The 24488-nt window shown below is 69.6% G+C and carries 23 protein-coding genes and 3 pseudogenes; 9 read left to right on the top strand and 17 right to left on the bottom strand.

What is annotated here, in order from left to right; genetic code table 11:
- Positions 1 to 10 precede the first annotated feature (10 nt).
- The 6 genes and pseudogenes from ACFPQ9_RS38800 to ACFPQ9_RS38775 all read right to left on the bottom strand — a co-directional run bounded on the left by ACFPQ9_RS38800 (position 11) and on the right by ACFPQ9_RS38775 (position 7216).
- Positions 11 to 707: pseudogene (locus ACFPQ9_RS38800) on the bottom strand (alpha/beta hydrolase).
- A complete protein-coding gene (locus ACFPQ9_RS38795) occupies positions 697 to 1311 on the bottom strand; it encodes a hypothetical protein (RefSeq protein WP_380863907.1) in 615 nt (204 codons plus the stop codon). The pseudogene ACFPQ9_RS38800 and the gene ACFPQ9_RS38795 overlap by 11 nt, the downstream one beginning before the upstream one ends.
- Positions 1312 to 2612: 1301 nt before the next feature.
- Positions 2613 to 2777 (bottom strand): annotated as a pseudogene (locus ACFPQ9_RS38790) (PhoU domain-containing protein); the annotation flags it as partial.
- A 704-nt stretch (positions 2778 to 3481) separates the two neighbouring features.
- Positions 3482 to 4546, bottom strand: a complete 1065-nt coding sequence (locus ACFPQ9_RS38785; protein ID WP_380863905.1) for an ABC transporter ATP-binding protein — start codon at positions 4544 to 4546, stop codon at positions 3482 to 3484.
- Positions 4543 to 6138, bottom strand: a complete 1596-nt coding sequence (locus tag ACFPQ9_RS38780) for an ABC transporter permease (RefSeq protein WP_380863902.1) — start codon at positions 6136 to 6138, stop codon at positions 4543 to 4545. Before ACFPQ9_RS38780 ends, ACFPQ9_RS38785 begins: the two co-directional genes overlap by 4 nt.
- A gap of 34 nt (positions 6139 to 6172) precedes the next feature.
- The gene (locus ACFPQ9_RS38775) at positions 6173 to 7216 is read right to left on the bottom strand and encodes an iron ABC transporter substrate-binding protein (protein WP_380863899.1); all 1044 of its coding nucleotides are present in this window, start codon (positions 7214 to 7216) and stop codon (positions 6173 to 6175) included.
- 275 nt (positions 7217 to 7491) lie between these two features.
- Here ACFPQ9_RS38775 and ACFPQ9_RS38770 point away from each other — a divergent pair, with 275 nt between their 5' ends.
- Positions 7492 to 10035, top strand: coding sequence for an AMP-binding protein (locus ACFPQ9_RS38770; protein WP_380863896.1), 2544 nt, complete (start codon positions 7492 to 7494; stop codon positions 10033 to 10035).
- 304 nt (positions 10036 to 10339) lie between these two features.
- Here the strand turns inward: ACFPQ9_RS38770 and ACFPQ9_RS38765 are convergent.
- The 7 genes and pseudogenes from ACFPQ9_RS38765 to ACFPQ9_RS38735 all read right to left on the bottom strand — a co-directional run.
- A pseudogene (locus tag ACFPQ9_RS38765) lies at positions 10340 to 10572 on the bottom strand (ABC transporter permease); the annotation flags it as partial.
- Between the two features lie 155 nt (positions 10573 to 10727).
- A complete protein-coding gene (locus tag ACFPQ9_RS38760; protein ID WP_380863893.1) occupies positions 10728 to 11921 on the bottom strand; it encodes a sensor histidine kinase in 1194 nt (397 codons plus the stop codon).
- Between the two features lie 25 nt (positions 11922 to 11946).
- The gene (locus tag ACFPQ9_RS38755) at positions 11947 to 12624 is read right to left on the bottom strand and encodes a response regulator transcription factor (protein ID WP_380863890.1); all 678 of its coding nucleotides are present in this window, start codon (positions 12622 to 12624) and stop codon (positions 11947 to 11949) included.
- A gap of 336 nt (positions 12625 to 12960) precedes the next feature.
- Complete coding sequence (locus ACFPQ9_RS38750) at positions 12961 to 13287, bottom strand: PepSY domain-containing protein (RefSeq protein ID WP_380863887.1); 327 nt, start codon at positions 13285 to 13287, stop codon at positions 12961 to 12963.
- A 207-nt stretch (positions 13288 to 13494) separates the two neighbouring features.
- Entirely contained in the window at positions 13495 to 13746 is a 252-nt protein-coding gene (locus tag ACFPQ9_RS38745) for a hypothetical protein (protein ID WP_380863885.1), read from the bottom strand.
- Positions 13747 to 13777: 31 nt separating this feature from the next.
- Positions 13778 to 14497, bottom strand: a complete 720-nt coding sequence (locus ACFPQ9_RS38740) for a TIGR03086 family metal-binding protein (protein ID WP_380863882.1) — start codon at positions 14495 to 14497, stop codon at positions 13778 to 13780.
- 15 nt (positions 14498 to 14512) lie between these two features.
- Entirely contained in the window at positions 14513 to 14935 is a 423-nt protein-coding gene (locus ACFPQ9_RS38735; protein WP_380863879.1) for an SRPBCC family protein, read from the bottom strand.
- A 95-nt stretch (positions 14936 to 15030) separates the two neighbouring features.
- Here ACFPQ9_RS38735 and ACFPQ9_RS38730 point away from each other — a divergent pair, with 95 nt between their 5' ends.
- Together ACFPQ9_RS38730 and ACFPQ9_RS38725 are read left to right on the top strand one after the other, a co-directional pair.
- Entirely contained in the window at positions 15031 to 15372 is a 342-nt protein-coding gene (locus ACFPQ9_RS38730) for an ArsR/SmtB family transcription factor (protein WP_380863876.1), read from the top strand.
- Positions 15369 to 15806 (top strand): SRPBCC family protein, encoded by a 438-nt coding sequence (locus ACFPQ9_RS38725; RefSeq protein ID WP_380863873.1) that lies wholly within the window; start codon positions 15369 to 15371, stop codon positions 15804 to 15806. Before ACFPQ9_RS38730 ends, ACFPQ9_RS38725 begins: the two co-directional genes overlap by 4 nt.
- Positions 15807 to 16100: 294 nt before the next feature.
- Here the strand turns inward: ACFPQ9_RS38725 and ACFPQ9_RS38720 are convergent, their stop codons facing one another.
- Positions 16101 to 16838: a DUF998 domain-containing protein gene (locus ACFPQ9_RS38720; protein WP_380863870.1), complete on the bottom strand. Its 738-nt coding sequence runs from the start codon at positions 16836 to 16838 to the stop codon at positions 16101 to 16103.
- On the opposite strand from ACFPQ9_RS38720, the gene ACFPQ9_RS38715 reads away from it, so the two are divergent.
- Genes ACFPQ9_RS38715 through ACFPQ9_RS38705 form a run of 3 tightly spaced genes read left to right on the top strand, consistent with a single transcriptional unit; the run spans position 16734 to position 19244 of the window.
- Positions 16734 to 17324 carry an MmyB family transcriptional regulator gene (locus ACFPQ9_RS38715; RefSeq protein ID WP_380863868.1) on the top strand — a complete coding sequence of 197 codons (591 nt, stop codon included), beginning with the start codon at positions 16734 to 16736 and terminating at the stop codon, positions 17322 to 17324. The genes ACFPQ9_RS38720 and ACFPQ9_RS38715 overlap by 105 nt on opposite strands.
- Positions 17325 to 17334: 10 nt before the next feature.
- The gene (locus ACFPQ9_RS38710) at positions 17335 to 17886 is read left to right on the top strand and encodes an ATP-binding protein (protein ID WP_380863866.1); all 552 of its coding nucleotides are present in this window, start codon (positions 17335 to 17337) and stop codon (positions 17884 to 17886) included.
- Positions 17883 to 19244 carry a hypothetical protein gene (locus ACFPQ9_RS38705; protein WP_380863863.1) on the top strand — a complete coding sequence of 454 codons (1362 nt, stop codon included), beginning with the start codon at positions 17883 to 17885 and terminating at the stop codon, positions 19242 to 19244. Before ACFPQ9_RS38710 ends, ACFPQ9_RS38705 begins: the two co-directional genes overlap by 4 nt.
- A gap of 11 nt (positions 19245 to 19255) precedes the next feature.
- On the opposite strand, the gene ACFPQ9_RS38700 is transcribed toward ACFPQ9_RS38705, so the two are convergent.
- The 3 genes from ACFPQ9_RS38700 to ACFPQ9_RS38690 form a co-directional block, all read right to left on the bottom strand.
- The gene (locus ACFPQ9_RS38700; RefSeq protein ID WP_380863860.1) at positions 19256 to 20059 is read right to left on the bottom strand and encodes a GNAT family N-acetyltransferase; all 804 of its coding nucleotides are present in this window, start codon (positions 20057 to 20059) and stop codon (positions 19256 to 19258) included.
- A 45-nt stretch (positions 20060 to 20104) separates the two neighbouring features.
- Positions 20105 to 20713, bottom strand: a complete 609-nt coding sequence (locus ACFPQ9_RS38695) for a mycothiol-dependent nitroreductase Rv2466c family protein (protein ID WP_380863857.1) — start codon at positions 20711 to 20713, stop codon at positions 20105 to 20107.
- A 462-nt stretch (positions 20714 to 21175) separates the two neighbouring features.
- Positions 21176 to 22141: an AraC family transcriptional regulator gene (locus ACFPQ9_RS38690; protein ID WP_417804906.1), complete on the bottom strand. Its 966-nt coding sequence runs from the start codon at positions 22139 to 22141 to the stop codon at positions 21176 to 21178.
- 113 nt (positions 22142 to 22254) lie between these two features.
- Between ACFPQ9_RS38690 and ACFPQ9_RS38685 the strand changes: the two genes are divergently transcribed.
- The 3 genes from ACFPQ9_RS38685 to ACFPQ9_RS38675 all read left to right on the top strand — a co-directional run bounded on the left by ACFPQ9_RS38685 (position 22255) and on the right by ACFPQ9_RS38675 (position 24270).
- The gene (locus ACFPQ9_RS38685) at positions 22255 to 22935 is read left to right on the top strand and encodes an NAD(P)H oxidoreductase (RefSeq protein ID WP_380863851.1); all 681 of its coding nucleotides are present in this window, start codon (positions 22255 to 22257) and stop codon (positions 22933 to 22935) included.
- Positions 22936 to 23124: 189 nt separating this feature from the next.
- On the top strand, positions 23125 to 23694 hold the full coding sequence (locus ACFPQ9_RS38680) for a dihydrofolate reductase family protein (protein WP_380863848.1): 570 nt from the start codon (positions 23125 to 23127) through the stop codon (positions 23692 to 23694).
- 333 nt (positions 23695 to 24027) lie between these two features.
- Positions 24028 to 24270 carry a hypothetical protein gene (locus tag ACFPQ9_RS38675; RefSeq protein ID WP_380863846.1) on the top strand — a complete coding sequence of 81 codons (243 nt, stop codon included), beginning with the start codon at positions 24028 to 24030 and terminating at the stop codon, positions 24268 to 24270.
- The last annotated feature ends 218 nt before the right edge of the window (positions 24271 to 24488 follow it).

Genomic DNA, 24488 nt, shown 5'->3' with positions numbered 1-24488 from the left:
CGACGATCCGTCATGCGTCCAATCCCGCGGCGGCCCGCTGGATGAGCGCGGCGACCTCACACCGGGCTTGGACACGTAGAGGGCATGGCTGCCGCCGGTCTCGGTGGCCGTCGCGGCGGCCCGCTCGGCCATGGCGCGCTGCGCCGGGGGCGGGATCATACGGTCATCGGCGGCGACGAGGTAGAAGCTCGGCTTGGCGCGCCAGGCGGGCCGGCTGACGGTGCCTCCCAACGCGTCGGCACCCGAGGGCACTTGGGAGTCGGCCAGGAACCGCGCCTCGTCGGCGGGCAGGTCGGCGGCGAAGGACGCGGCGAACTTCTCCCGGTCGAGGAAGAGGAAGCCGTCGCGGGGCGGCAGGATCGGCGGTACGGGCGCGCCGGGGGGCGGGTCGGCGATAAGGGTGTTGACGGACTCGCCCTTGTCGGCGCGAACGCCGCGATGTACACGAGCGCGCTCACCTTGTCGTGGTTGCCCGCCTCGGAGATCACCGCGTCGCCGTAGGAATGGCCGACGAGTACGGTCGGGCCGTCCTGGGCATCGAGGATCAACTCGGTGGCGGCGACGTCACCGTCGAGTGAGTGGGTGGGGTTCTGGACCACTGTGACGGTGTAGTCGTCAGCGGTCAGCCGGTCGTAGACCCCCTTCCAGCCCGAACCATCGACGAACCCGCCGTGGACCAGGACTACATTCCTCGCCTCAGTGCTCATGTGTGCTCACTCCTTGGTCGGACTGCTGGGGTACGACCGTGACCGGCGCCTGAGAGGCCTGCAGACGTGCCTGGGCGCGCGCGGGATACACCTTCGTGAAGACGGCCGGGCCGACGAGGCCGAGGACATGCGCGGCGATGCCCACCCACACGGGGGCGTCCACCGCACCCGCGACGGCCAGGCTGACGCCGATGAACGTGAAGCCAGTGCCCCACGCGCCGGTGATGTGGTCGTTGACACGGATGAATTCCGGCATGTCCCAGAACTCGCGCGGTGTCTGGCGCTTGGCGATGCCCAGCGTGAAGGGGCGCCGGATCGCCAACGTCCCCCAGGCCGTGGCGGCCAGCCATGCGAAGGAGACCACGTCGGTGTGCTGCGACAGGGACGAGTGCGGCCACGTGAGGGCGATGACACCGACCACGGCGAAGTACACGATGGTGCTGATCTCCAGGATCAACGCACCAAGGTCCACCCCACGACGGCGGTCCTGGATCAGAAGGAGCACCCCCGAGGCGAAACCGCTGACCGCACCCCAGCGCCAGTCCACGAAGCCCGACACAAAGCCGGCGACGATCCAGGGGATGAATCCGTGCAAATAACCCATTGAGCCTTCCTTGTTGAGCCGGTTCGAACGTGGTCGACGCGGACTGGATGCGGGCCGGGCGCGAAGGTTCGAACCTCGATATGTGACGCCCGTCACATGCGGGTTTCCCGGCTCTTGCTGTCACGTGAATGTCAGTGGGCGGCGATTGTGCGCAGGGCTTTCGTGCACGAGGTCTCCCAGCGCCTTAGGACGCCCGGCATGACGACGAGGACGAGGAGCGCGATGGATGCCAGGGCGAGGGGGAGCGGGCGCACCCACCGGTGAATATCCGCTCCTCGCAGGAGTGGTGCGCCCCAGGCTTCCGGGCAGTGAGGGCATTGAACGGCATGGCGTAGAGGAAGTTCGACAAGCAGGTGGAGGAGTCCAGCGCCTGCTTCGTGCGCGGCTCGGTCGGGCCCCCGGCTGACGTGAGGTCTACTTTCGCCACGTTCTGGTGCTCGGGCACCTGCGTCCTGCCGAAGGTGAAAAGCCACGTAGGCCGCAGTGAAACATGAGACCGCTCCTATGCCTGTTGGTAACCGCGACGTGAGCCGTGGAGTGCTCCGCGATTTCCCCCAAGACGCTGCCGCGTTCCAGTGGACAACTCCCGCCACCGGCTGGTGTCCGCCAGCCGGAGGTGGACCAGGAGAGAGGTACGTCCGCGCGCCCGCAGACCAGCCGGCCCAATGTGATGATGCATGAGCCTTCCCGGCGAACCGGGGCCTGGCTCCACACCGTCAGCCGGGCCCTCGCAGTGTATGAGCAATGCGGCAAACGGGTGACGTGTCGACTGCGCAACCTCAGTTGAGTCGTTGAGCGGGCATGAGGGTCTTCGGGAATCGTGCGATCGCCGTGCGTCGGTGTGCGACCAACCGGCCAGAAGTGGACACCCGCAGCGTGGTGTGGGCAAGTGTGGGCGGTGGACTTCGCGGCGCGTCAGGCGCGGGCAGGAGAGGAAGAACCTTGGCTCGCATCGTGGATGGGACAGTAACGGCTGAGCAAGTGTCCGACCGAGGCTGATCGGTGATGGCAGCGAGGACGGTGATGGTGGCACTGGCTGCCGTCACGATCGTCGCGGCCGCCGTGTCGGTCGCTTTGTCGGCGTGACCAGACGTCCAAGGATCATCTGCACCTCTCGCCAGGAGAGCGCCAGTTCAGGGAGATGCTCTTTCGGCCCACCATCAGGGTCGATCACAACCCTACTGCCAGGCACCCGAGCGGCGACCAGAGGAGCTGCGACTGCTGAATCCGCTGCACGCTGGAGGGTCTTCTGCAGCACATCGATGATCTGCTCAGGCGAACGGCTTGCGCCGGATACGGAATCAATCGGCCGCGGAGGGTTCGTGGGCTCCTTCGGCCGTGTCCTCGCCCGTGACCAGGAAGACCACGCGGCGGGCGATGGAGACGGCATGGTCGGCGAATCGCTCGTAGTAGCGTCCGAGCAGTGTGACGTCGACGGCAGTCTCCACCCCGTGATGCCAGCGGTCGTACCTCGGCCGCCAGCTGGCTCTCGCACGCTCGGGGCAGCCGACGGACGCCATGACGGGCAAGCAGACCGGAATCTTCCTCGCGACCTGGGTCGCCATCGTGATCTGCATCGTCATTCTCTGAGCATCATTCGCCCGGAGACCGGGCGCCCGCGCCGCCAGCGCACACCCAGCCGTCTGACGGACTCAGCCGCGCCACTGGCGCCGGCGAGGTTCTGGAGGTTTGCAGCGGTCTGCGCCGACCGCGTACCGGTAGGCCGTCTCGGTGGGCTTCTCAGCGCTCCATTGTTGCCAATCCATGGGCAGGGGGTTGCCGGTGCTGTCGGCTGGAGGCGTGCTGACGGCGATCGTGCCGGGCCGCACGTTGCGCGTCGCATCCCAGCTCGACGTCGCAGGGATAGTGAGAACCAGGGAGAGCCGCACGCGCCAGGAAGGGTGGGGGCTCCGTCGGCGTAAGCGACACCAACCTTTCCTACCCGCACGACCGTGAATGCCATGAACCAAGGGTCTGGCGTAGTTCTTGGTGGCGGCGTCGAGGGTCGCTGGAGCATGATCATCGTGCCGACCCAGTGGAATGGCGGTACGCGGCGGAAGGCGTTCACTGCGATGCGCAGCGCGCGTGGGGCCCTGCCTCGAGCTGATTCTCGCACCGGCCCATCCGGCACCTCAGCAGAAGCGTGGGTGTCCAGCGAGAAGCGCAGCTGTCAGGAGATTGGAAGGTCGTCGCTGTGCAGGACCGCTTCTCCCGTGACCCGGATCCCGGTGCGGTCTCCGGGCTGTACGGCGAGGGGGCCGGCCGCGCGGATGTCTACCGGATCGTGTAGGCCGTCGACGGTAACGGTGACCATGGCGTCGTGGCCGTAGAAGCGGATGTCGGTCACAGTGCCGGTGGCTGGGCCGGACGCGGGCTCGGTGAGTTCGAGTTGCTCTGGGCGCAGGAGCACGGTGCCGGTTGCTGCGGTCGTGCCCTGGACGAGTGCAACGGAGCCCAGGGGCGTGTCCACCGTGCCGTCGTCCGCGGTCGCCGGCAGGAGGACGGCGTCGCCGACGAAGCCGGCGACCCATGGGTCGGCCGGGCGCCGGTAGAGCTCCTGCGGGGTGTCGCACTGGGCCACGCGGCCGTTCCGCACGACAGCCACGAGGTCGGCGCTGGACAGAGCTTCCTGCTGGTCGTGGGTGACGAGTACGGCGGTGGCCCCGCTGAGCCGCAGGGCCGTGCGGACATCGGCGCGGACCCCCGCACGCAGCGCGCTGTCGAGAGCGTTGAAGGGTTCGTCGAGCAGGACGAGCGCGGGGCGTGGGGCGAGCGCCCGGGCCAGGGCGATGCGTTGTTGCTGTCCTCCGGACAGTTCGTGCGGCATTCGGTCGCCGTATCCGGCGAGCCCGACGAGGTCGAGCATCTCCTCTGTCCTGCGACGGCGCTTGCCACGGTCGAGCCCCCTCAGGCCGAAGGCGACGTTGCGGGCCACGCTCAGGTGTGGGAAGAGGGCGCCTTCCTGCGGCACGATGCCGATGTGGCGCCGTTCCGGCGGTAGATGGACGCCGGCGCCGGCGAGGGTGCGTCCACCGAGAGTGACCGTGCCCGTGTCGGCGCGCAGGAATCCGGCGACGATACGGAGAAGGGTGGTCTTGCCGCAGCCGGAGGGTCCGAGCACGGCGGCCAGTGCGCCGCCCGGCACGGTGAGGTCCAGCCCTTGGAGAACCGGGGCCCCGGGGCCGTAGGACTTGGCCACCTGCTCGATGCGGAGCTCGTTGTGAGGGTCGGTCATGTGCGGTGCCTGCCCAGGAGGTAGGAGGGGACGGCGGCGAGAAGGATGAGGGCTGCGGCGTAGGGCGCGGCGGCTGCGAAGGAGCCGGCTCCGGTCTCGGTCCACAACCGGGTGGCGAGGGTGTCCATGCCGGTGGGGCGCAGCAGCAGTGTGGCGGGCAGTTCCTTCATGCAGACCACGAAGGTGAGGGCGGCGCCGGCCGCGACACCCGGTGCGGCCAGGGGGACGGTCACCTCCCGCAGCACCCGTATGGGCGAGCGGCCCAGGGAACGGGCCACGTCCTCCAGGACGGGCGGCGCCTGGAGGACGGCGGCCCGCGCGGCGGCGACCGCGACCGGCAGGAAGAGGACGGCGTAGGCGCCGACCAGCAGCGGGAGTTGCTGGTACAGCGGGTAGGCGTAACGGACGGCGAAGAAGACGAGGGAGAGCGCGACGGTGATGCCGGGCAGTGCGTGACCGGCGTAGGCGGCCTGTTCCAGCAGGCGTGCGCCACGTCCCCGGTGTCGTGCGGCGATCACCCCGACCGGCAGCGCCAGCACGGTGGTCAGTGCGGCTCCCGCGGCGGCGACGCCGAGGGTGGCCCAGGCGGCTTGGCTGAGGGCGCCGAGGTCCCACGTCGCCGAGCTGCCGACGGCCAGCCAGTAGCCGAGGGTGCCGAGCGGGAAGGCCACGGCGGCGGCGACCACCGTGGCGCACCAGGCGAGGGCGGGGATCCGCCAGCGCCCGAGCGGTACCGGGACGATGGGGCGGGCGGCGCCGCCGCCGGTCCTGGCATGGCCCGCGCGTCCCCGGGTGCGGGACTCGGCCGCGACCAGGGTCACCGTCATCACCACCAGGACGACGCTGAGTGCGGCGGCCGGGGTGCGGTCGAAGGAGGCGCGGTAGGAGGTGTGGATGGCCCGGGTGAAGGTGTCGTATCGCATGAGCGAGACCGCGCCGAAGTCGGAGAGCACGTACAGGGCGACAAGCAGTGCCCCGCCCGCGGCGGACGGGCGCAGCTGCGGCAGCGTGACCCACAGGAAGGTGCGCAGGGGCCCGTGTCCGAGGGAGCGCGCGGCCTCTTCTTGTGCTGGGTCGATGCCGCGCAGCGCGGCCGCGACCGGCAGCTGGACGTAGGGGAAGCTGACCAGGGTCAGGGCGAGCGCGGCTCCGGTGAATCCGGCGGTTTCCGGTACGGCGGCCAGCCAGGCGAAGGCGGCTACGTAGCTGGGCACGGCGAGCGGCAGCGTGGCCAGCACCGACCAGGCGCGCGCGCCGGGCAGGGCGGTGCGCACGGTCAGCCAGGCCAGACCGACGCCGAGCACGAGGCAGGCCGCCACGACGATTGCCGTCAAGCCGAGGCTGCGGACCAGGAGTTGGAGGGTGCGCTCGTCGGCGACGACGTCCCAGGCGTATGCAGGTCCGCGCTCGAAGGCACGGACGGCGAGGTAACCCAGCGGTAGCAGGGCGAACAGGGCGGCGACGCAGGCGGGGACGAGCAGGACCAGCGGAGGTCTGCGGCTGGTGGGCGCCTTGCGCGGCGTGGAGACGCAGCGACGCCCGGCAGGAGGGGTCGCCCCGGCCGGGTCCGCCGCGGATTGCGTTGTGGTCACGTCGGACTCACGGTTTGCGTCGGGCTCACGCTCCTCAGACCAGCCCGACGTCCTGCAGCATGGCCAGCGTCTCCTGCAGGGACTCCAGCTTGCCGAGGTCGATGTCGGGGGACTGCAGGGAGTCGAACGGCGGCAAGCCCTCGACCTTGCTGGTGACGCCCGCGGCCAGCGGGTACTCCTTCGTCGTGTCGGCGAAGTAGGTCTGCGCCTCATTGGACAGAAGGTAGTCGACGGCCTTCTGGGCGGTCTCGGCCTGGCCGCTGTCCTTGAGGATGCCGACGCCGGCGACGTTGATCAGCGCGCCGGGGTCCCTGCCGGGCAGGAAGTGCAGCTTGGCGTTGACCTTGTCCTCGCCCTTCTCGGCGACGCGCTCGTACCAGTAGTAGTGGTTGACCAGGCCGAGGGAGACCTCGCCGGCCTCCACGGCGTCGAGGGTGGCGAGGTTGTTGGCGTATGTCTTGCCGTTGGCCTTCAGGCCTTTGAGCCACTCGCGGGTGGCGTCGTCGCCCTCCAGGACGCGCATGCCGGTGACGAAGGCCTGGAAGGAGGCGTTGGTGGGCGCGAAGCCGACCTTGCCCTTCCACTCGGGCTTCACCACGTCGTGGACGCTGTCCGGGACCTTGTCCTCGGCGACCTTGTCCGGGGTGTAGGCGATGACGCGGACCCGCCCGGACAGGCCCACCCAGTCTCCCGCACCACCGCGGTAGACCGGGTCCACCTCGTCGAGGCTGGCTTGGGGCAGCTTCGCCAGCATGCCCTCCTTGGACAGGGCGCCGAGCGCGCCCGCGTCCTGGGAGAGGAACAGCCCTGCCTTGGTGCGTTCGCCCTCCTCCAGGATCTGTGCGGCCAGTTCGGCGCTGTCGCCATAGCGCACCTCGACCTTGGCGCCGACGGCCTTCTCCAGTTTGTCGAGGATCGGCTTGACCAGCTTCTCGTTGCGCCCGGAGTAGATGACGAGGGCGGAGTCGCCGCCCTCCGCGGAGGCGCCCTTGTTGTCGGAGCCGCAGGCGGCGAGGACAGGGAGGAGCAGGCCGGCCGCGAGGAGCGCGGTGATCCGGCGAGCCGAGGGGCGTCGCATGTGGTGTGCCTTCCTGCGTGGCTCGCCGATACGCCGCAGGTCGCGTCGTCGGTCAGCGAGCGGCGAAGCGATGCTTTCCAGCCAACTGTGAACATGCTATGAATAAGGTAAAGCTTACCTAAGAGTCAAGGGACCTGTGCTATTTGCGGACGCTGCCGCAGAAAGGTCGCGCGCCCGTGCCAGACTTGTCCAGCCCTCTCCCGGCCCCGCTGACAGGGCCGATACCGCCCCTCCACGCAATTCCGTTGCCCCAGCCGCCCCTACAGCGGCGAGTAGTGCCCTTCGCGCGTGACCTCGCGTCGTACGGCGACCGCACCGCATTGATCACGCCATCCGGCGAGGTGAGCTACCGCACGCTTGCCGAACGGGTGGCCGCCACCGCTGAACGCCTCGGCCCCGCACGCCGCCTGGTCCTGCTGGCCGGGGCCAACCGCGCCGACGCCCTGGTCGTCCACCTCGCCGCCCTCGCCTGCGGCCACCCCGTCCTGCTCGTCCCCGGCGACAGCGCCGACACCATCGACGCCCTGACCGCCACGTACGACCCGGACGTGGTCGCGCGGCCGGACGACCACGGCACCTGGGCGCTCGACGAACGACGGCGCGGGAGCTCCCACACTCTCCACCCGGACCTCGCGCTGTTGCTGAGCACCTCCGGATCGACCGGTTCACCCAAACTGGTTCGGCTTTCGCACGAAAACCTCCAGGCCAACGCCGAGTCCATCGCCACCTACCTGGGTATCTCCGACGCCGACCGCGCGGCCACCACCCTGCCCATGCACTACTGCTACGGCCTGTCCGTCATCCACAGCCACCTGCTGAGCGGCGCCGCACTGATCCTCACCGAACGGTCGGTGTCCGACGCCGTCTTCTGGGAGGAGTTCCGCGCCGCCCGCGCCACGTCGCTCGCCGGGGTGCCCTACACCTTCGACCTGCTCGACCGGGTCGGCTTCCAGAGACTGGACCTGCCGCACCTGCGTTGCGTCACTCAGGCCGGAGGCCGTCTGGCGCCCGAACGGGTCGCCCAGTACGCCGAGTTGGGCCGCCGGTCCGGCTGGGAGCTCTTCGTCATGTACGGGCAGACCGAAGCGACGGCTCGGATGGCGTATCTGCCCCCGGCGCTCGCGGCCGAGCGCCCGCAGGCGGTCGGAGTGCCGATCCCCGGCGGCTCCTTCCGGCTGCGGACGGCGGACGGCGTCGGGGAGCCGGACACGGGCGAACTGCTCTACTCGGGCCCCAACGTCATGCTCGGGTACGCCCAGTGCCCAGCAGACCTCGCCCTTGGCCGTACCGTGGAGGAGCTGCACACCGGGGACATCGCCCGGCGCGCCCCTGACGGCCTGTACGAGATCGTGGGGCGCCGCAGCACGTTCACCAAGATCCTTGGTCTGCGGATCGACCCGAAGCGCGTCGAGGCGATCCTTGAGGAACACGCAATATCCGCCTTCTGCACGGGTGATGACGACGTGCTGACCGTCGTCACAGCCCGCGCGGAGGGCTTCGATGCGGCAGCGACCCGGCGTCTGGTGGCGGACAGCTGCGGCCTTCCACCCCGCGCGATACGCGTGCGGGCGGTGTCCGAGCTCCCGCGGCTCGCCTCGGGCAAGCCCGACTACGAGGCCGTACGCCGGCTCGCGCGCGAGCCGGTGCCGCCGCCCGGCCCCGGCAGCGACGACCTCTGCGTCCTCTATGCACTGATCCTCGACCGGAGTGACGTCACCGAGGACAGCAGCTTCGTGAGCCTGGGTGGCGACTCACTCTCCTACGTCGAGATGTCGCTGCGGCTGGAGCAGGCGCTGGGCGCGCTGCCTGCCGACTGGCACGCCACACCGATCCGGAGGCTGCGCGCCCAGAGCCCGGCGCGAAGCACGAGTGCGAGCACGCGCCCCCGGAGCGGGATGCGGCGCACCTTGGAGACCGGAATCGCCCTGCGTGCCATCGGTATCGTCCTGATCGTGAGCTCGCACATCCCCGTCGTCCTCGTCCAGGGCGGCGCCCACGTACTGCTCGGTGTCGCCGGGTTCAACTTCGCCCGCTTCCACCTCTCCGCACACGAGCGCCGGGAGCGCCTGCGCAGGACAGGGCGGAGCATCGCGCGCATCGCGGTACCGAGCATGGTGTGGATCGCCTTCGCGCTCCTGCTCACCCGCGAGTACGACCTGGCCAACGTCGTGCTGGCCAACAGCCTCTTCGAACAGGACAGCTCCGACCCGGAGTGGCGGTACTGGTTCGTCGAGGCGTTGGTCTACTTCCTGACCGGGCTGGCGGTCCTGCTCGCCATCCCGTTGCTGGACCGCGCGGAGCGGCGCAGCCCGTTCGGCTTCGCGCTGGCGCTGGTCGCCGTGGGACTGGTTGGGCGCTACGACCCCTGGGGTCTTGCCCATGTCCGCTATCACCTGAGCCCCACCGTGGTCTTCTTCCTGTTCGCGGTCGGCTGGGCGGCGGCGCGGGCACGTGTGGTGGGACAGCGGCTGCTGCTGGCCGCGGTGGTGCTGGTTGCCGTGCCGGGGCTGTTCCCCGGGGGACAGCCGCTGCGGACGTCGATCGTCGTGGGTGGCCTGATGCTGCTGCTGTGGGTCCCGGCCCTGCCCAGCATCGACCCGCTCAACCGGCTGGCGGGCGTCCTGGCCGGCAGCTCGCTGTACATCTACCTGACGCACTTTCACGTCTACCCCTACCTGCGGGACGACTCACCGGTACTGGCGCTAGTGGTCTCCCTGGTGTTCGGTGTTGCCTACGGAACAGCCGCCACCCGCCTGACACGCAGTCTCCTGTCGCCGACCGGATCCTTCGCGAAACCCTTCACGCCCAGCGCGGTCTGAGCCCGCGGATCTGTTGGGAGCCACCCGCACGGTGGCAGTCGGTGGCATCCAGACAGTGTCCCCCTACCTCCTCCCCCCGGAGGTAGGGGGCAGACGACGCCCGGAGCTTCGCACTCGAAGCCAGTCCGTCCCCTGCCTCGCACGACCGGGACATCGCCCACGCCAACGCAGATTTCGCCAGCCAACACTGGCCGCGGCTCGGGCACGGCGGATGGCCGAGCACCCTGACGGGCGGCGTACGCCGCCCTGGAGTGGGACGAGTTGTGGGCGGCGGCTCGCAGGCTGCCGACTGGACCTTCTCCCGTTACTGCGGGTCGCGATGGAACGGCGACTTGGACCAGCAGTAGCCGAGCGCGGCCGGCCCCAGGCACCAGACGGCGTCGAGCCAGCCGTTGTGGCCGATCTCGGTGCAGAGCAGCAGCCCGCCCAGGGTCTCGACGGCAGGGGTGCACGGTTGGTACTCGGCGATCGGATCCAGCCCGGCATCACGTCGACCGGCACACAGGCGCCGGAGAGGAGTGGCGGGATCACCAGCGGCGGCACGTTGGCGGTTCATGAGCGATCGTCGCGGCCCGGTCAGCTCCGTGTCGCAGCGCTGGGCTCTGAGTTGGATCCTCAGGAACCCTCTGATCTTCGTGGTGGCTCGTCGCGCCCGCGCGGCGAAGCAGCGCAACGTCAATACCCCGCACCCCTCACTGGCTGGTCGGCAACCTCACCGTGAAGCGTGCCCCGCCCAGTTCCGGCGCCGTCCCCACTGCCACGGTGCCCCCGTGCGCCGCCACCAGCTCAGCCACGATCGCGAGACCCAGGCCGGCTCCGCCCTCTCTCCTCGCGCGGGCCTCGTCCAGACGCACGAAGCGGTCGAAGATCCGGGCCCGCTGATTCTCCGGTATGCCGGGACCATCGTCGTCCACGTCCAGCCGTACGGTTCCGTCGGCCTCGCCGAGCGCCAGGGCGACCCGGGAGCGGGCGTGGCGGGCGGCGTTCTCACCGAGGTTGCGGACCACGCGGCGCAGGGCGTCCTCATCGCCCAGGACTCGCCCGGCCGAGACCCCGCCACTGTCGACGCTCGGACCCTCCGGCTGTTCCCGCAGTCGCCGGGCCTCCTCGAAGACCAGGTCGTCCAGGTCGATGGGGCGCCGTGGTGGTCGGATCGCGTCTTCGTCGGCGCGGGCGAGGAGAAGGAGATCGTCCACGAGGCGCGGCATGCGGACAGCCTCGTCCAGGACCGTCCCAGCCAGCACCCCCGCATCAGCGCGCGCCGGATGGGCGAGGGCCACCTCGGCGTGCTGCCGGACCGTGGCGACGGGCGAGCGCAATTCGTGCGAGGCGTCCGAGACAAACCGCCGTTGCGCCGCCTCGGCCCGTGCGACCCGCCGCAGCGTGCGCCCCACAGCCACCCAGGTCGCGGCGGACGCCAGGACCAGCAGCACGGGCACGCCGACGAGCAGCATCCGGGTAACCGTGGAGGTCGCCTCGGCGACCCCGGCGGGCGTACGGCCGTCCAGGACGGTCAGACGCCGGTCGCCGTCCCGCGCCTCGACCGCCACCACCAGGAACGGGTCCTCGTCGAGCGGAGTGTCGACCTGGGTACTTCCGCCGGGCCGGAGCCGGGTCAGCGCGGGCAGTCCTTCGATCTTCGAGCTCGCCGCGACGACCGTCCCCCGCTCGTCGAACACCTGAAGAAACTCCTCCGCAGGGTCGGCCACGCTCACCTGGGGCACCCCCCGCCCCGCCTCGATGACCTGGGCGACCTCCTGGGCGCGGGCCCGCGCGGCGTCCCGGACGTCGTTGCTCAGCTCGACCCGCAGCCCGAGCACCAGGGCGGCGCCTCCGGCGATCAGCGCGAGCCCCACGGCCAGTGCGGCGATCACCGTGGCTCGCACGCGCACCGTCCGCAGGCGCCGCCGCTCATTCGCCATCGGGCACCAACCGATACCCGTGCCCGCGCGCGGTCCGCAGCGAGTCCCGCCCGAAGGGCCGATCAATCTTGTTGCGCAGGCGCCGCACGTACACCTCGACGATGTTCGGATCGCCCTCGAAGTCGTCGCCCCACACATGGTCGAGGATGGTCCGCTTGCTCACCGCCTCGCCGGTCCGCCGCATCAGGAACTCCAGTACGGCCAATTCCCTTGCCGTCACCTCGACCTGACGCCCCGACCGGGTCACCGTGCGCGCCGCCGGATCCAGCCGCAGGTCGCCCACCGCAAGCACCGTCGGACGCTCGCGGGCCTCACGCCGCAGCAGCGCCCGCAGCCGGGCGAGCAGCAACGCATACGAGACGGGCTTGGTGAGGTAGTCGTCGGCGCCGGTGTCGAGGCCCTCGATCTCGTCCCACTCGCCTTCCTTGGCGGTGAGCATGAGGATCGGCGTCCAGTTGGCCTCGCCGCGCAGGGTCCGGCAGACCCGGTAGCCGTTGAGGCGCGGCAGCATGATGTCGAGGACGATCGCGTCGTAGGCGTTCTCACGCGCCATCCACAGTCCGTCCACGCCGTCGAGGGCCACGTCCACGGCGAACCCCTCAGCCTCCAGCCCGTCCCTGAGCCCGGCCGCGAACCGCTCCTCGTCCTCGACGATCAGCACGCGCATACGGTCCACGCTACGGGAGTCTCGGGCGGGGACAAGCGCATGTAGGAGGGGAGGCGGAGGACCGTGGCCCCTTGGCCTCCCGGCGATCTGACCTTGCATATCCACGCACGCGGCCCGGCGAAGTCCGCTCCGGTGCGAAGAGTCCGAGCCGGTCGCCGGTGCTCACCCGGTATCGGGAATGCGGCCCTGTCCCGTACGGCGTTGACGCCAAAGGGCCGGGGGACGAGAACCGATTCGGGTCCGCCGAACCCCATCGTCACCATGGCCGCGGCCATCGACTGGAGCTCTGGCCGGCGCCGCATCGGCACCGGATGGGTCCGATACGGTGCGCCGGGATCAGTCCTTGTCGCTCGGCTTGTCCCCGCCGTCAACCTTGCTGCCGAGGACCTTGAAGTCCTGGTCGAGGTGTACGTCGGCCTGCTTGCCGTTGTCGAGCGTGACCTCGACCTCGTAATAGCCCTCCTCGTCGCCGACCTCGGTGTCTGTCACCTTGCCTTCTCCGGTGTGCGCGAGTGCCGCGGCGCTCGCCTTCTCCAGCGCGGGTCCCGAGATGGGCGTCTCGTCGTCGTCACCAGCGGTCGTGGCTACAGCGATGCCGGTGCCACCGCCGATGAGGGCGGCCGAAAGCACGATTCCCAAGATCCACTTACCTTTGCGCTTCATGACGCGTCCTCTCGCCGCGCGCCGGCCACCGGGTGCGGCCGAGCTGACTGCCTCAGGGTGCGACAGGCCCGCTGAACAGAAGCTGAATGAACCTGAACGAGGCGTCAGCCTCCGCGGCGTGGTGGATCGCCCTGTGCGGGACCGGCACGCCGAGCGGGGTGCGAAGCCCACCACCGAGGACCTTCCCTGCCGGAACCGGCGCCGGAATCACGGGTGCCGGCTGGGCAGGGATGCGGACCCAGGACGCGGCCTTGCCGGCGGTGCGAAGGGGGCGTGGGCGGGCAGGCGGCGCTCGCGGCCGGCGCGGATTCCGTTGCCGATGACGAGGACCTCGGCGAGTTCGTGGCCCGCGACCACGGCGGCCAGGCCAGGGACCCCTGTCACGGCCAAGGGGACCAGGGCGGCGAGAATGCCCTCCGGACGCAGCGGGGAGGCAACCGTCACGAGGATGGCGACCACGCCGCGAATTCCTCTCCTGGGCTCCCGGCGGTCAGCCGCTCCACGCGGGATTCCTCCCGCTGGCTCCGAGAGCCTTGTGGAAGGCCGGTGCGTCGGCGGGTACGAGCACGGGCGGGCCGAAGGCGCCATTGGCCCGGGCCTGTTCAGCGATCTCCTCGACCGCGTTCAGCACGAGCTGTGCCGTCTCCTCGCCGAGGTCGAACGGTCGGCCGGTGGCGCGGGCCAGATCCCAGCCGTGCAGGGCGAGTTCTTCCAAGGTGATCGTGGCGGCGAAGCCGGCCGGCATCTCTCCCGGACCGAAGTGGGTGGTGCCTTCGTACGCTTCGGGGGCGGACCAGGCCGCCGCGGCCCTCTCGGCCCACTGGGCCACCGTCTCCGCCGACATGCCCGGAACGGACCCCTCGCCGGGCTGCGACTCCTTCCGCGCGGCTCGTGCGGAAGAGGAGAGAGTCTGGCCCAAGTGGTCGAGCAATTCGGCGACGGTGAACTTCTCGCAAGGCGTGCGATTGCCGAGTTGTTCGGCAGAGATGCCGGAAGCCGTCGCCGTGACGATGCCGGCGCACTGGCTCAGAGCGGAGTGCAGCGTGTTGTGCGGGGCGGTCATGGGGTTCATGGGGTTCTCTCTCTCGTGCGCCGGTGCCTGCGACCCCGGCGAGGTCTTGTCGGTGATGTGTGCGTAGGCATGGGTGGCATGGACCGCATCGCTTCTTGACCCGCTCTCGCGGTCGGATGGGCTTGCGCCGGCGGACATGTTTCGGGTGCGGCGTCAGCCTGTGAAGAACGGCGCGGGTTCGCCCGTCTCGGTGTACGTCTTGAGCTGCGTGAACTTCGTCGCCCAGCCGTAGGTGAAGTCTCGGTAGGCGTCGTCGATGCCGGGGAAACCGCTGTGCGTGAAGCGCAGGGTCACGTCCCCGTCGGGGCGGGTCAGGATCTCGTACGTCTGGACCGTGCCCGTCCAGGGGCCGTTCTCTCCTGTGAGGACGAGTCGCTTGCCGGGCTCGGCCTCGGTGATGTGCAGTCGCCAGGGTTCCTCTACGCCGGGGAACCGCAGCTCGTGCGCCCCGCCCACGCCCTGCTCCGCGGTTGCGGTGGTGGTGAACCAGCCGTGGATGCCGTCGGTCGTGGAGATCGCCGCGTACACGGTGTCCGGGTCGGCCGCTATGTGCAGCTGCATCGCGATGTCCGCCATGGCGGTGCTCCTCACTCCGGTCATGTTCGATTTAGTCAAGGCTAAAATGATGCGGCTCGGGTGTGCAAGCTGTAGCGGCGGCTAAAATGAACTCCATGGATGCGGTACGGGCTGTTGCCGAGCCCAGACGGCGCGAGATCCTGCGTCTGGTCTGGGACGCAGAGCTGTCCGCGGGTGAGATCGCCGAGCGGTTCGACGTCACCTTCGGAGCGGTCTCCCAGCACCTCAAGGTGCTCAGGGACTCCGGCCTGGTTACGCTGCGCCAGGACGGCAAGAAGCGCTTCTACCGGGCGGACCGGGAGAACATGGGCCCCCTCGCCGACTACCTCCAGTCCATGTGGGCCGCCAAGCTCGACACCCTCGCCGAGCTGGCGGAAGCGGCCGAACGGGACGGGCGCCAGGATCGGGACGGGCGTCAGGAAGGGGCGAGCTCGTGAACGAAGGCGTGGTCATGATCGAGCGGCTGATCGCCGCCCGGCCCGAGACGGTGTTCTCCTTCTTCACCGACCGGGACAAGTGGCTGTCCTGTATGGGCCGTTCCGGCGAATTCGTCTTCGAACCGGGCGGCGCCTACCGGACCAACGTCACCGGCGAGAACGTCGCCGAGGGTCGCTTCATCGAGATCGACCCGCCCAAGCGGCTCGTCTTCACCTGGGGCTGGGCCGAGGGCGGCATGCCCGTAGCGCCGGGCTCGACCACAGTCGAGATCACCCTCGAACCCGTCCCCGAGGGGACGCTTCTGCGCCTGCATCATCGCGGCCTGCCCACCCCGGAGGCGTGCGCCGCGCACGAGGAGGGGTGGACGCACTACGTGGAGCGGCTCGCGACAGCCGCGCAGGGCGGCGATCCGGGGGACGACGTCTGGATGTGACCTGCCGGGCGACTACGCCCATCAGTGCAGGGTGGCCTGGCGCGGCTCGGCCATGCGCCGCGGGGTTCGCGCGCGGGCAGGGCTACGGGCGACTGCACCGGCCGCCACGGAGTGCTCACTCATCGTCGAGCGGACACCGCGGACGAAAGCAGTCCACGGGGTACGGCACACGGCATCCCGCGCCTGCTGACCTGCTGAGGGGGTTCTCACGAACCACCAGAATCTGCCGTCCGGCGCGCGAGACCTTCTGCCAAGTTCCTGCCCGCTGGCGATCCGGGGAGGTTCCGTGCCGACTCACAGGGCTTTCGCAGCGGCACGCCCGACGAGCTCCGCGGACGTATCGTCGCCCTCGGGGGCTCGCGGACGGCGTGCAGCTGTCCGCAGCAGCAGCGTGACGGCGAGCAGCAGATGGCCTGTCATCACGGGGTAGACCGCCATGCGCTCGAACAACCCGATGTTCCAGGCGATGGCACCGCGCACGTCGATCATGAAGAGCACGAATCCCGTGAGCCCGGTGACGCCGAGCGCGATCTGGGCCCTGCGGACCGCGGGCGGGAGGCCGAGCGAGCGCCCCCAGGCTCCGGTGAGCAGCGCGAAGAGGTTGCCGCAGACGAAGGCTGGCTGCGCACCGATCAGGTGGAAAGCGATGAGCCCGTTGTCGACGTTTGCCTGTGATACGTGGAAGATCCCCACCAGCATGACGCCGATGCCGGCGAGGACCGCGAGTACCTGTAGGACGACCGGCCGCCTCCCGGCAGCACGTGAGTCGAAGACCAGGAACGCTGACCCGATCAGGATCAGTCCGTAGACCACCCAACCGGTGTTCATCACCCACGCCAGTGGCGAGTGCGCGATCTGGTCGAAGGCGGTCTCCGGGCCTTTGACACCGAGATGGCTCACGTAGTTGTGCAGCGGCGCGTAGTGCGGATGCTGCCAGGCCGCCGCGGTGATGAGTTCGGCGAGCCAGGAGAGGACGGGTCCTGCGAGCAGGAGCAGGATTCCGGTGCGCAACGCCGTTCCTCGGCGCAGCATCAGCTGCCTGGTTGCGGTGGTCACTTCAGAGCTCCGTTCTTTCGGGCCGGGGCGTGCGATGAGGACTTGTCTTCTGCTCGTGCGGAACAGGGCACGGCGGGTGTGGTCGCGCAGCTTCGAGCCGCGGTCGGCAGCGACGCGGATGACCCGCGCCTGGCCCAGCTCATCGGCGAGCTGTCCCTGAAGAGCGAACGTTTCCGACAGCTGTGGGCCCGCCGCGACGTGCGCCGAGGGGGGGGAGCCATCACCCGGCTGATGCACCCGCAGGTCGGCGAGCTGCATCTTCGTCGAGAGAAGCTGGCCGTCGCCGGCGACGAGGGATCCTGCTCGTCGTCCACCACGCCGACCCCGACACTCCCTCGGCCCAGGCACACGCACTGCTCGGCACTCTGTCCGCTGCCGATCCGGGAGCCGCCGTGTCGGCCCCGGCCGATCGACCCCGCTCACCATCTGCGTAAAGAAACCGGGCAGCCGCGCTCTCCCTGAAGGGTCGGATGTGGGTCGAGCGCGAGAGAGCGGGGGAGCACGCGTACTCGCCCTCTTTGCCCCTTCTCCGCGGAAGCGCGCTGCTGCGGGCCGGGCTCCGCCGGTGGACCTCGGCGAGAACGGGGCCGGGTACGCCCGCACGCGGGTGGTGTTCACGCTGTCCGACCGGGGCGACGGGCGGGTGCGTCTGGTGGTCGCGGACGACGGGCCCTGCATTCCCGCCGCCGACCGCAAGCTGGTCTTCGACCGTTTCGTACGACTGGACGAGTCTCGATGGCTGGAGGCGGCCGGCGCGGGTCTGGGGCTGGCGAACGCGGCCGTAGGTGGCGGCGGCACACGGGGGCATGGTGGAGGCGGCGGAGGGGCTGGACGGGGCGCGGTTCACGGTGGTGTTGCTCTCGGCGAGGGAGTGAGGCACGGAGTCGGGGGTTCCCCGGCCCGGCGGGTGCTTCCTACCTCCCTGACACGGCGTTCAGGTGCGTTCAGGCTCCGTTCAGCAGCTCCGAGGGACGCTCGGCACATCGGATTCGCATGCGAGTACGCATCGAGGAGGCCGCCATGAACGCTCGACACAAGATCATGTGGCCCGGAGCCGTCGCGGGTGCTGTCGTGCTGATGGCCGGCGCATGCTCCGGCAACGCCGGCGGATCGGAGAAGGCGAACTCGCAGGAGTGCGTGCACGTCGTCGACGAGGGCACCGGCAAGACGGGCGAGGAGTGTCTGCCGATCGCCCCCCGGAGCGACCGCGTCGACCTGATCGAGCCGACGTTCTCCAACCCGACGAAGATCACCAACCCCCTGCACCCCACCCGTGAGGTCGATCAGGTCATCATGGGCGGCCAGGTCGACGACGCGCCGTTCCGCACCGAGGTCAGCCTGCTGCCCGGCACCGAGACCATCACGTTCGACGGCAAGACGGTCAACGCGTTGACCCAACAGTACGTCGCCTTCTCAGACGGCCGGATCCACGAGGTCGCCCTCGACCGCTACGCCCAGGCCGACGACGGTTCCGTCTGGTACCTCGGCGAGGACGTCTTCAATTACGAGGACGGCGTGGTCGCGGACACAGAAGGCACCTGGCAGGCCGGGCGGGACAAGGCACCGGCAGCGATGATCATGCCGGCAGATCCGCGGGAGGGCGATGTCTACCGGCCCGAGAACTTGCCGGGAGTCGTCTTCGAGGAGGTCACGGTCAAGGCCGTCGACCAGACCGTCGACGGGCCGTACGGCGAGATCAACGGCGCGGTGACCGTGCGCGAGCTGCACATGGACGGCTCGACCGAGGACAAGATCTTCGCCCCCGGATACGGGGAGTTCTCCACCGGCACCGCGAACGGTGAGCTCGAGGCGGTGTCCCTCGCCGTACCGCCCGACGCCAAGCGGGGCCCGCTGCCGGACCGGCTCGCCGTCCTCGACAAGGCGGCGCACTCGGCGCAGGACGGTGAGGTCACCGACGGGGACCTGAAGGCGGTGCAGGCTGCGTGGACGGGGTACCGCGACTCCGACGCCGTACCGGACCTGTTGGACAAGCAGATGACCCGCGACCTCGACACGCTGGCCGAGGCCGTCGGCGCGGGAGAGCAGGCGGAGGCGCACGGCGCCGCGCTGCGAGTCGCGCAGAACACGACCGATCTGCGGCTGCGGTACGAGCCGGTACGGACGGTCGATCTGGAGCGGTTCGACATGTGGGCACGGCAGTTGGGGATCGACGCGGCCGCGCGTGACGAGGGCGCCGTCGCCGGCGATGTCACCAGCCTCGAACTCGCCTGGGAGCGGCTGCGAGACGACTCGGCCGCATCGGCTGCCGTCACGGCCGACCTGCGCGAGGCCCGTGATGCTGCCGACCAAAAGGATGCGGCGGTGGCGGGGCAGGTTGCGCCGCAGCTGACGGAGGACATCGCGAAGGTTCAACAGGGATGACCCAGCGGTTGTCATCGTGAGGACCACCAGGTCGACATGGTGACGGCGGTGTAGCCGAGCGACTCGTACAGCGGTCGTCCGAGCCGTGAGGCGGTGAGGGTCACCGGTAGGTTCGCCATCGGGGCGAGCGCGCCGAGCATGACGGCCCGCCCGGCGCCGCGGGAGCGGTGTTCGGGCGGTGTGCCGACCCAGTAGTGGCTGCCGAACCCGTCGTCGGTGACGGTGACGCAGGCGGCGACCGCCTCGCCGTTGAGGACGGCGAGGTACACGTCCACTCCCGGCTGCTCGATCAGCGTCGTGGGAAACATCTCGCCGGGACGGTAGGGGACGAATCCGGTCAGCTCGAAGCCTGAGATCACGATCCGCTCGGCGGCCTGGAGTTCCGGCGCCCGCTGGACCCGGATCACCTCTGCCGCGGGAGCGGAGACAGGGCCGGGCCGGCGCAGCATGATCGGCATCTGCCAGTTGCGCATGCCCAGGTGACCGAGGTCGGTCGAGCTGAAAGGATCCTCGGCGACCACCGGGCCGGTCGACCGGTCAAGCAGTTGGGTCAACTCGGCGAGCTCGCTCGCGTCGGGGTCGGGTTCCTGAAGGAGGATTCGTGTCCCGGCGCGCTCGCCGCCGAGCACGGCGAGGAAGCCGCGGCGGTGGATCACCTCGTGGCCACGGGACCTTCCGGTTGCGGCCCAGAAGGCGGCGGAGTTGCGGGCCTGGCGCATCGCTGCCTCGCCGAGGGCTGGGGGTTGGTCCGGAGGGTTCTGCTGGCTGAAGCCCGAGCCGCGGGCCCGAGGGGTGGTCTGCGACGTGCCGGCCATGTGTGGCTCCCGTTCAGTCTCTCGCTCGGCGAAGTCCGGAGGCTCTCAGTCGAAGCGCAGGCTCCCGCTCCGCTCCCGCTTGAGTTCGTGGAAGTCCGGGTGGGCCGCGAGGGTGCGGACGGCGTCGAAGAGGCGCGCCCCTTCATCACCGCGGGGGATGCTGTTGAGGACCGGTCCGAAGAAGGCGGTGCCATCGATGTGCATGGTGGGCGTGCCCACGTAGCCACCCGCCGCCGGGTCCTTGCCTGCGTCGTGGCTACGTTGGAGTGCGGCGTCGTAGGCCGTGGTGCCGGCCGCGTCCGCAAGGGCCGCGGGGAGCCCGAGCTCGGCCAGCGCTTCGGCGGCGACGGCGTCGAAATCGTCGTTGCCCTTGGTGTGAATGCGGGTGCCGAGCGCGGTGTAGAGGTCGCGCAGCACGCTGGGGGAGTGGTGTTCCGCGGCGGCGACGGCGATCCGGACGAGGCCGAGGGAGCGGTCGACGAGGTCGCGGTACCAGTCCGGGAGGTCGTTGCCGTCGTTGTGCAGGTAAAGGCTCATGACGTGGAAGCGGACGTCGAGGTCGCGCAGCGGTTCCACCTCGAGGATCCACCGGGAGGTGATCCAGGCGAAGGGGCAGGCGGGGTCGAAGTAGAAGTCGACTCGGGTCTTCGGCATGCCTGCAACCTAACGACGGAGTGGCCCGGACAGCTGGGCCAATCCGAACCAATATCTCTGGGCCATTTCAAAGCATGCTTTCCGAATCGCTCAGAGCCCGCGACATGATCTTGTTGAAGTGTCCTGGCCGGGCGTGACCGATGTGGGAAGTCGGCCGTCCGGAAGGGCTGTGGGTACGCGGCCGTGCATCGTGGACGACGACTTGTGGGCGGCGATCGAGCCGCTGCTCGGCGACTGGAGCGGCGCGTTCACGACCTCGCGCAGGTCGCAGCAGCCCGGGTCCCGGTCGTCGGCCGGGCCACCAGCTCCTGCTTCCACGCGGTGACCAGCGGCTCGATCAACGACCACTGCTCGTCGGGCAAGTCAGTTGCGTACGGCATCCGTTCCATGCCTGCGACCCCATCATGTACACGACATTCCGATCAGTTGGGCCGCGCGACGACCAGTACCACGAACGAGCGATCATGAACCGAGAGGGAAGGGACGGAGCGCCCTTTCGGGGGCTGTTGCGGCGCGGAAGGCGCTGGGGCTCACCCCCCGATGGCGTTTGAAGGCGGCGCTGAAGCCGAAGGCATCGGCGTAGCCGACAGACTTGGCGATCAGAGCGATGGAGGAGTCGGTGTCGGACAGGAGTGCCTCGGCCTCGTCCATACGGCATTCGGTGAGGTAGGTCAGGGGCGGGCTGCCCATCACCTGGGTGAAGCGTTTGGCGAACAGCGCTCGGGAGACACCGGACTCGGTGGCGAGCGCCTCTACCGTCCATCCCTTGGAGGGCCGGGCGTGGAAGGCTTCGAGGGCGGGGGCGAGGACCGGGTCGGCCAGGCCGCGGTACCAGTCGGGGGCTTCCGAGTCCGCCCGGTCGAACCAGGTACGCAGCGTACACACCAGGGCCCAGTCCAGCAGTCGGTCCATCAGAGCCTGGGAGCCGGCCGAGCGCAGGGCGGCGTCGGCGGCGGCGGTCTCCAGCCAGGCGCAGACCTCTGTGCCCTCGTTGATCACGAGTACGGGCGGCAACGCGCGGAGCAGTCGTTCATGGCGATGGCCCCAGGCGCGGTAGGCGCCCACGATCAGTGCGGTTGCTCCGTCCGGTTCGTTGCCCCAGCGGATGCCGCCGAGGTCTTGGGCAGTGCATTCGGCATCCGCTGCGAAGCACGCGATTTCGTACTCGACGTGTGGGCGGTCGAGCGTGGCCGGCTGGTCCACGAGGTGAAATGTGTCGGCGCTGCGCACGATGGCTGTGTCGCCCACGCCGACCGCTTGTTCGGCACCGTCGGGCAGCAGCAGGATGCCACCGCCCCGCAACACGCTGACCATCGTGAGCGCGGCGCCGTCGGCGAAGCGGATGCTCCAGGGCGCTTCCAGCACGGCGTGGCTGACGACCGAGCCCTCGGCCCGAATGCCACTGAGCAGCGCACTCAAAGGATCCACGGACGCCATCGTAGACGAACTCCTATGCAGCGGAGCGTTTCTCCCATGGATCATCCAATCGATCACAGGTGTACTGGACTGGTCGAACTGACCGAGACCAGTCAGGAGAAACCGTGTCGCACCGCAGCAGCGCTGCCAGGACCGCCCTTGTGGTCATCGCACACCATCGGACCGATTCCCTCACCGCGCACACCGCCCGCCGTACCGCCGCGCTACTGGAGACCGCCGGATACCGCGTCGACCTGCTCGACCTGCACGCCGAAGGGTTCGACCCGCGGATGAACGTGGCGGACCAGCCGGACTGGGGCAACCGGGAGAAGCCGTACTCGGACGAAGTCCAGGCCCATATGCAGCGTGTTCTCGACGCCGATGTCGTCGTCGCTGTGTTCCCCGTGTACTGGCAGAGCGTGCCCGCCCTCCTCAAGGGCTGGATCGATCGCGTGTGGAACTACGGATTCGCCTACGGCCGCAGCAAGCCCCGCCTGGCGGGCAAGCGCATGCTGTGGCTGGGCCTGGCCGGCGCCACCTCCGACGACGCCATCACCGAGGGAATGCAGACCGTGCTGGAGACCAACCTGAGCGAGGGCATCGCCTATTACTGCGGATTCTCCTACTCCTCCGTCGCCCTGCTCCCCGACGCCGAGGAGCGCCCGCAGCGCATCGATGCCGAGGGCAATCTGCTGGTCGGCGACGCGGTTGCGGGAGCCGAGCGGGAGGCGCAGTATGCCGAGTTCGACCGCCGCGCGCGGAAGGCTGTGGAAGGGTTCCTTACAGCGGAACTGGTGGCGGGCTGAGGATGGGCGCAGGCTCCCGCGCTGCCAGGTGACACTCAGACCCAATTGGTTCGCGTCACGACGACGTCAGAGGTCGCATCACGACGGCGTCAAAGTAGGCGCGATCAGGGCACCGATGAGAAAAGGCGTCGGCAGTCGTCTTAGTACGGTCCGGTGAACGCGGGGCGCGCATCAAGGGAGAGCAACGGGATGAGACGACTTCGATACTCGATCAACGTCACGCTCGACGGCTGCTGCCACCACGAGGCAGGGCTCCCCCCGGACGAGGAGTCGATGCGCTACTGGACCGCTGAGATGGAGCGCCCCGATGCCCTGCTTTTCGGCCGGGTGACCTACGAGATGATGGAGTCGGCGTGGCGGAAGCCGGCCACGGGCACGTGGCCTGACTGGATGAATGCGTGGCAGATCCCGTTCGCCGAGACCATCGACCGGGCGAAAAAGTACGTCGTGTCGAGCACGCTGAGCGGGGTCGACTGGAATGCCGACCTCGTGCGAGGCGACTTGGGGCAAGCGGTTCAGCGGCTCAAGCAGGAGTCAGGCGAAGGCCTGTGGGTGGGTGGCGTGACGCTCCCCCTGGCGTTGGCAGATCTGGGACTGATCGACGAGTACGAGTTCCTTGTTCAGCCGGTCCTTGCCGGACACGGTCCGACGTTGCTCGCCGGTCTGCGCGAGCGCGTCCAACTCGAGCTCGTGGACCGCCATGAGTTCCGGTCGGGGGCGGTAGCCCTGCGATACCGGTCCACGCGAATTACGACTTGACGTGCTCTGTCCTGGCACGTTGGCCCCCCTCGCGACGGAACGACGGCTCGGGGTCGCGCTGCCCCGCGCCGGCCGTGCCCCCGAACGGCGGGCATATCGACGGGGGACATCGCCCCGGGGTGCCGGTAGCGGACAGGGTAAACGTTGCCTGTCGTGGCACTAGATCCACAGGTCTTGACTATTCCTCGGCATGGTCGCGCTGGGCGAAATGCATCTGGATCTGCAAGGGCCGACGGGCCCGTTCGGAGACCGTGTTGAAGCCGTCCAGCCAGCCTCGGAACGCGTGCAGGCCGACGTCGGTTGCGGTGTGGCAGCACCTACACCGACACAATCGTGGGCGTCGAAGGCATGGTCCGGCTCGTCCTCGGCACGGCGGAGCGCTATCCCGGCTTCACCCTCCGCCCCATCAATGGCCTTGACACCCACCACGGCGTCGGCAGGTTCAGCTGGCTGATGACCGCACCTGGCCCCATCGTCGCCGCAGGCGTGAACTACGGCCGGGAACTGCCCGGACTCGACTTCGTCGAGTTCACCGCGGACAACCGGATCGCCCGGATCGTGGGCTTCTTCGGCTGAGCGACCGGCATCACCCCCTCCCTCCTGCAAGCGTCCTTGGAACCGGTCGGCGGGCGAGGCTCCCCACGGGTTCACGCGGGCAGAGGCGGGCCGTCGGGCCGGCGTGAGCGTGGCAGCGCTGTACGAGCACTTCGCCGACGGGGGCACGCTGCCGGCGGAACAGCCACACAGGGCTACCGCGAGCAGCGGCATTGCTTCGCCGCGGCCTTGAGCGGCAG

Origin of the sequence: Streptomyces coerulescens (assembly GCF_042657965.1) — a bacterium.
Classification (GTDB): domain Bacteria; phylum Actinomycetota; class Actinomycetes; order Streptomycetales; family Streptomycetaceae; genus Streptomyces; species Streptomyces coerulescens.
Note: the sequence above shows the minus strand (reverse complement) of the source record. Positions and strands in the feature narration are given on the sequence as shown.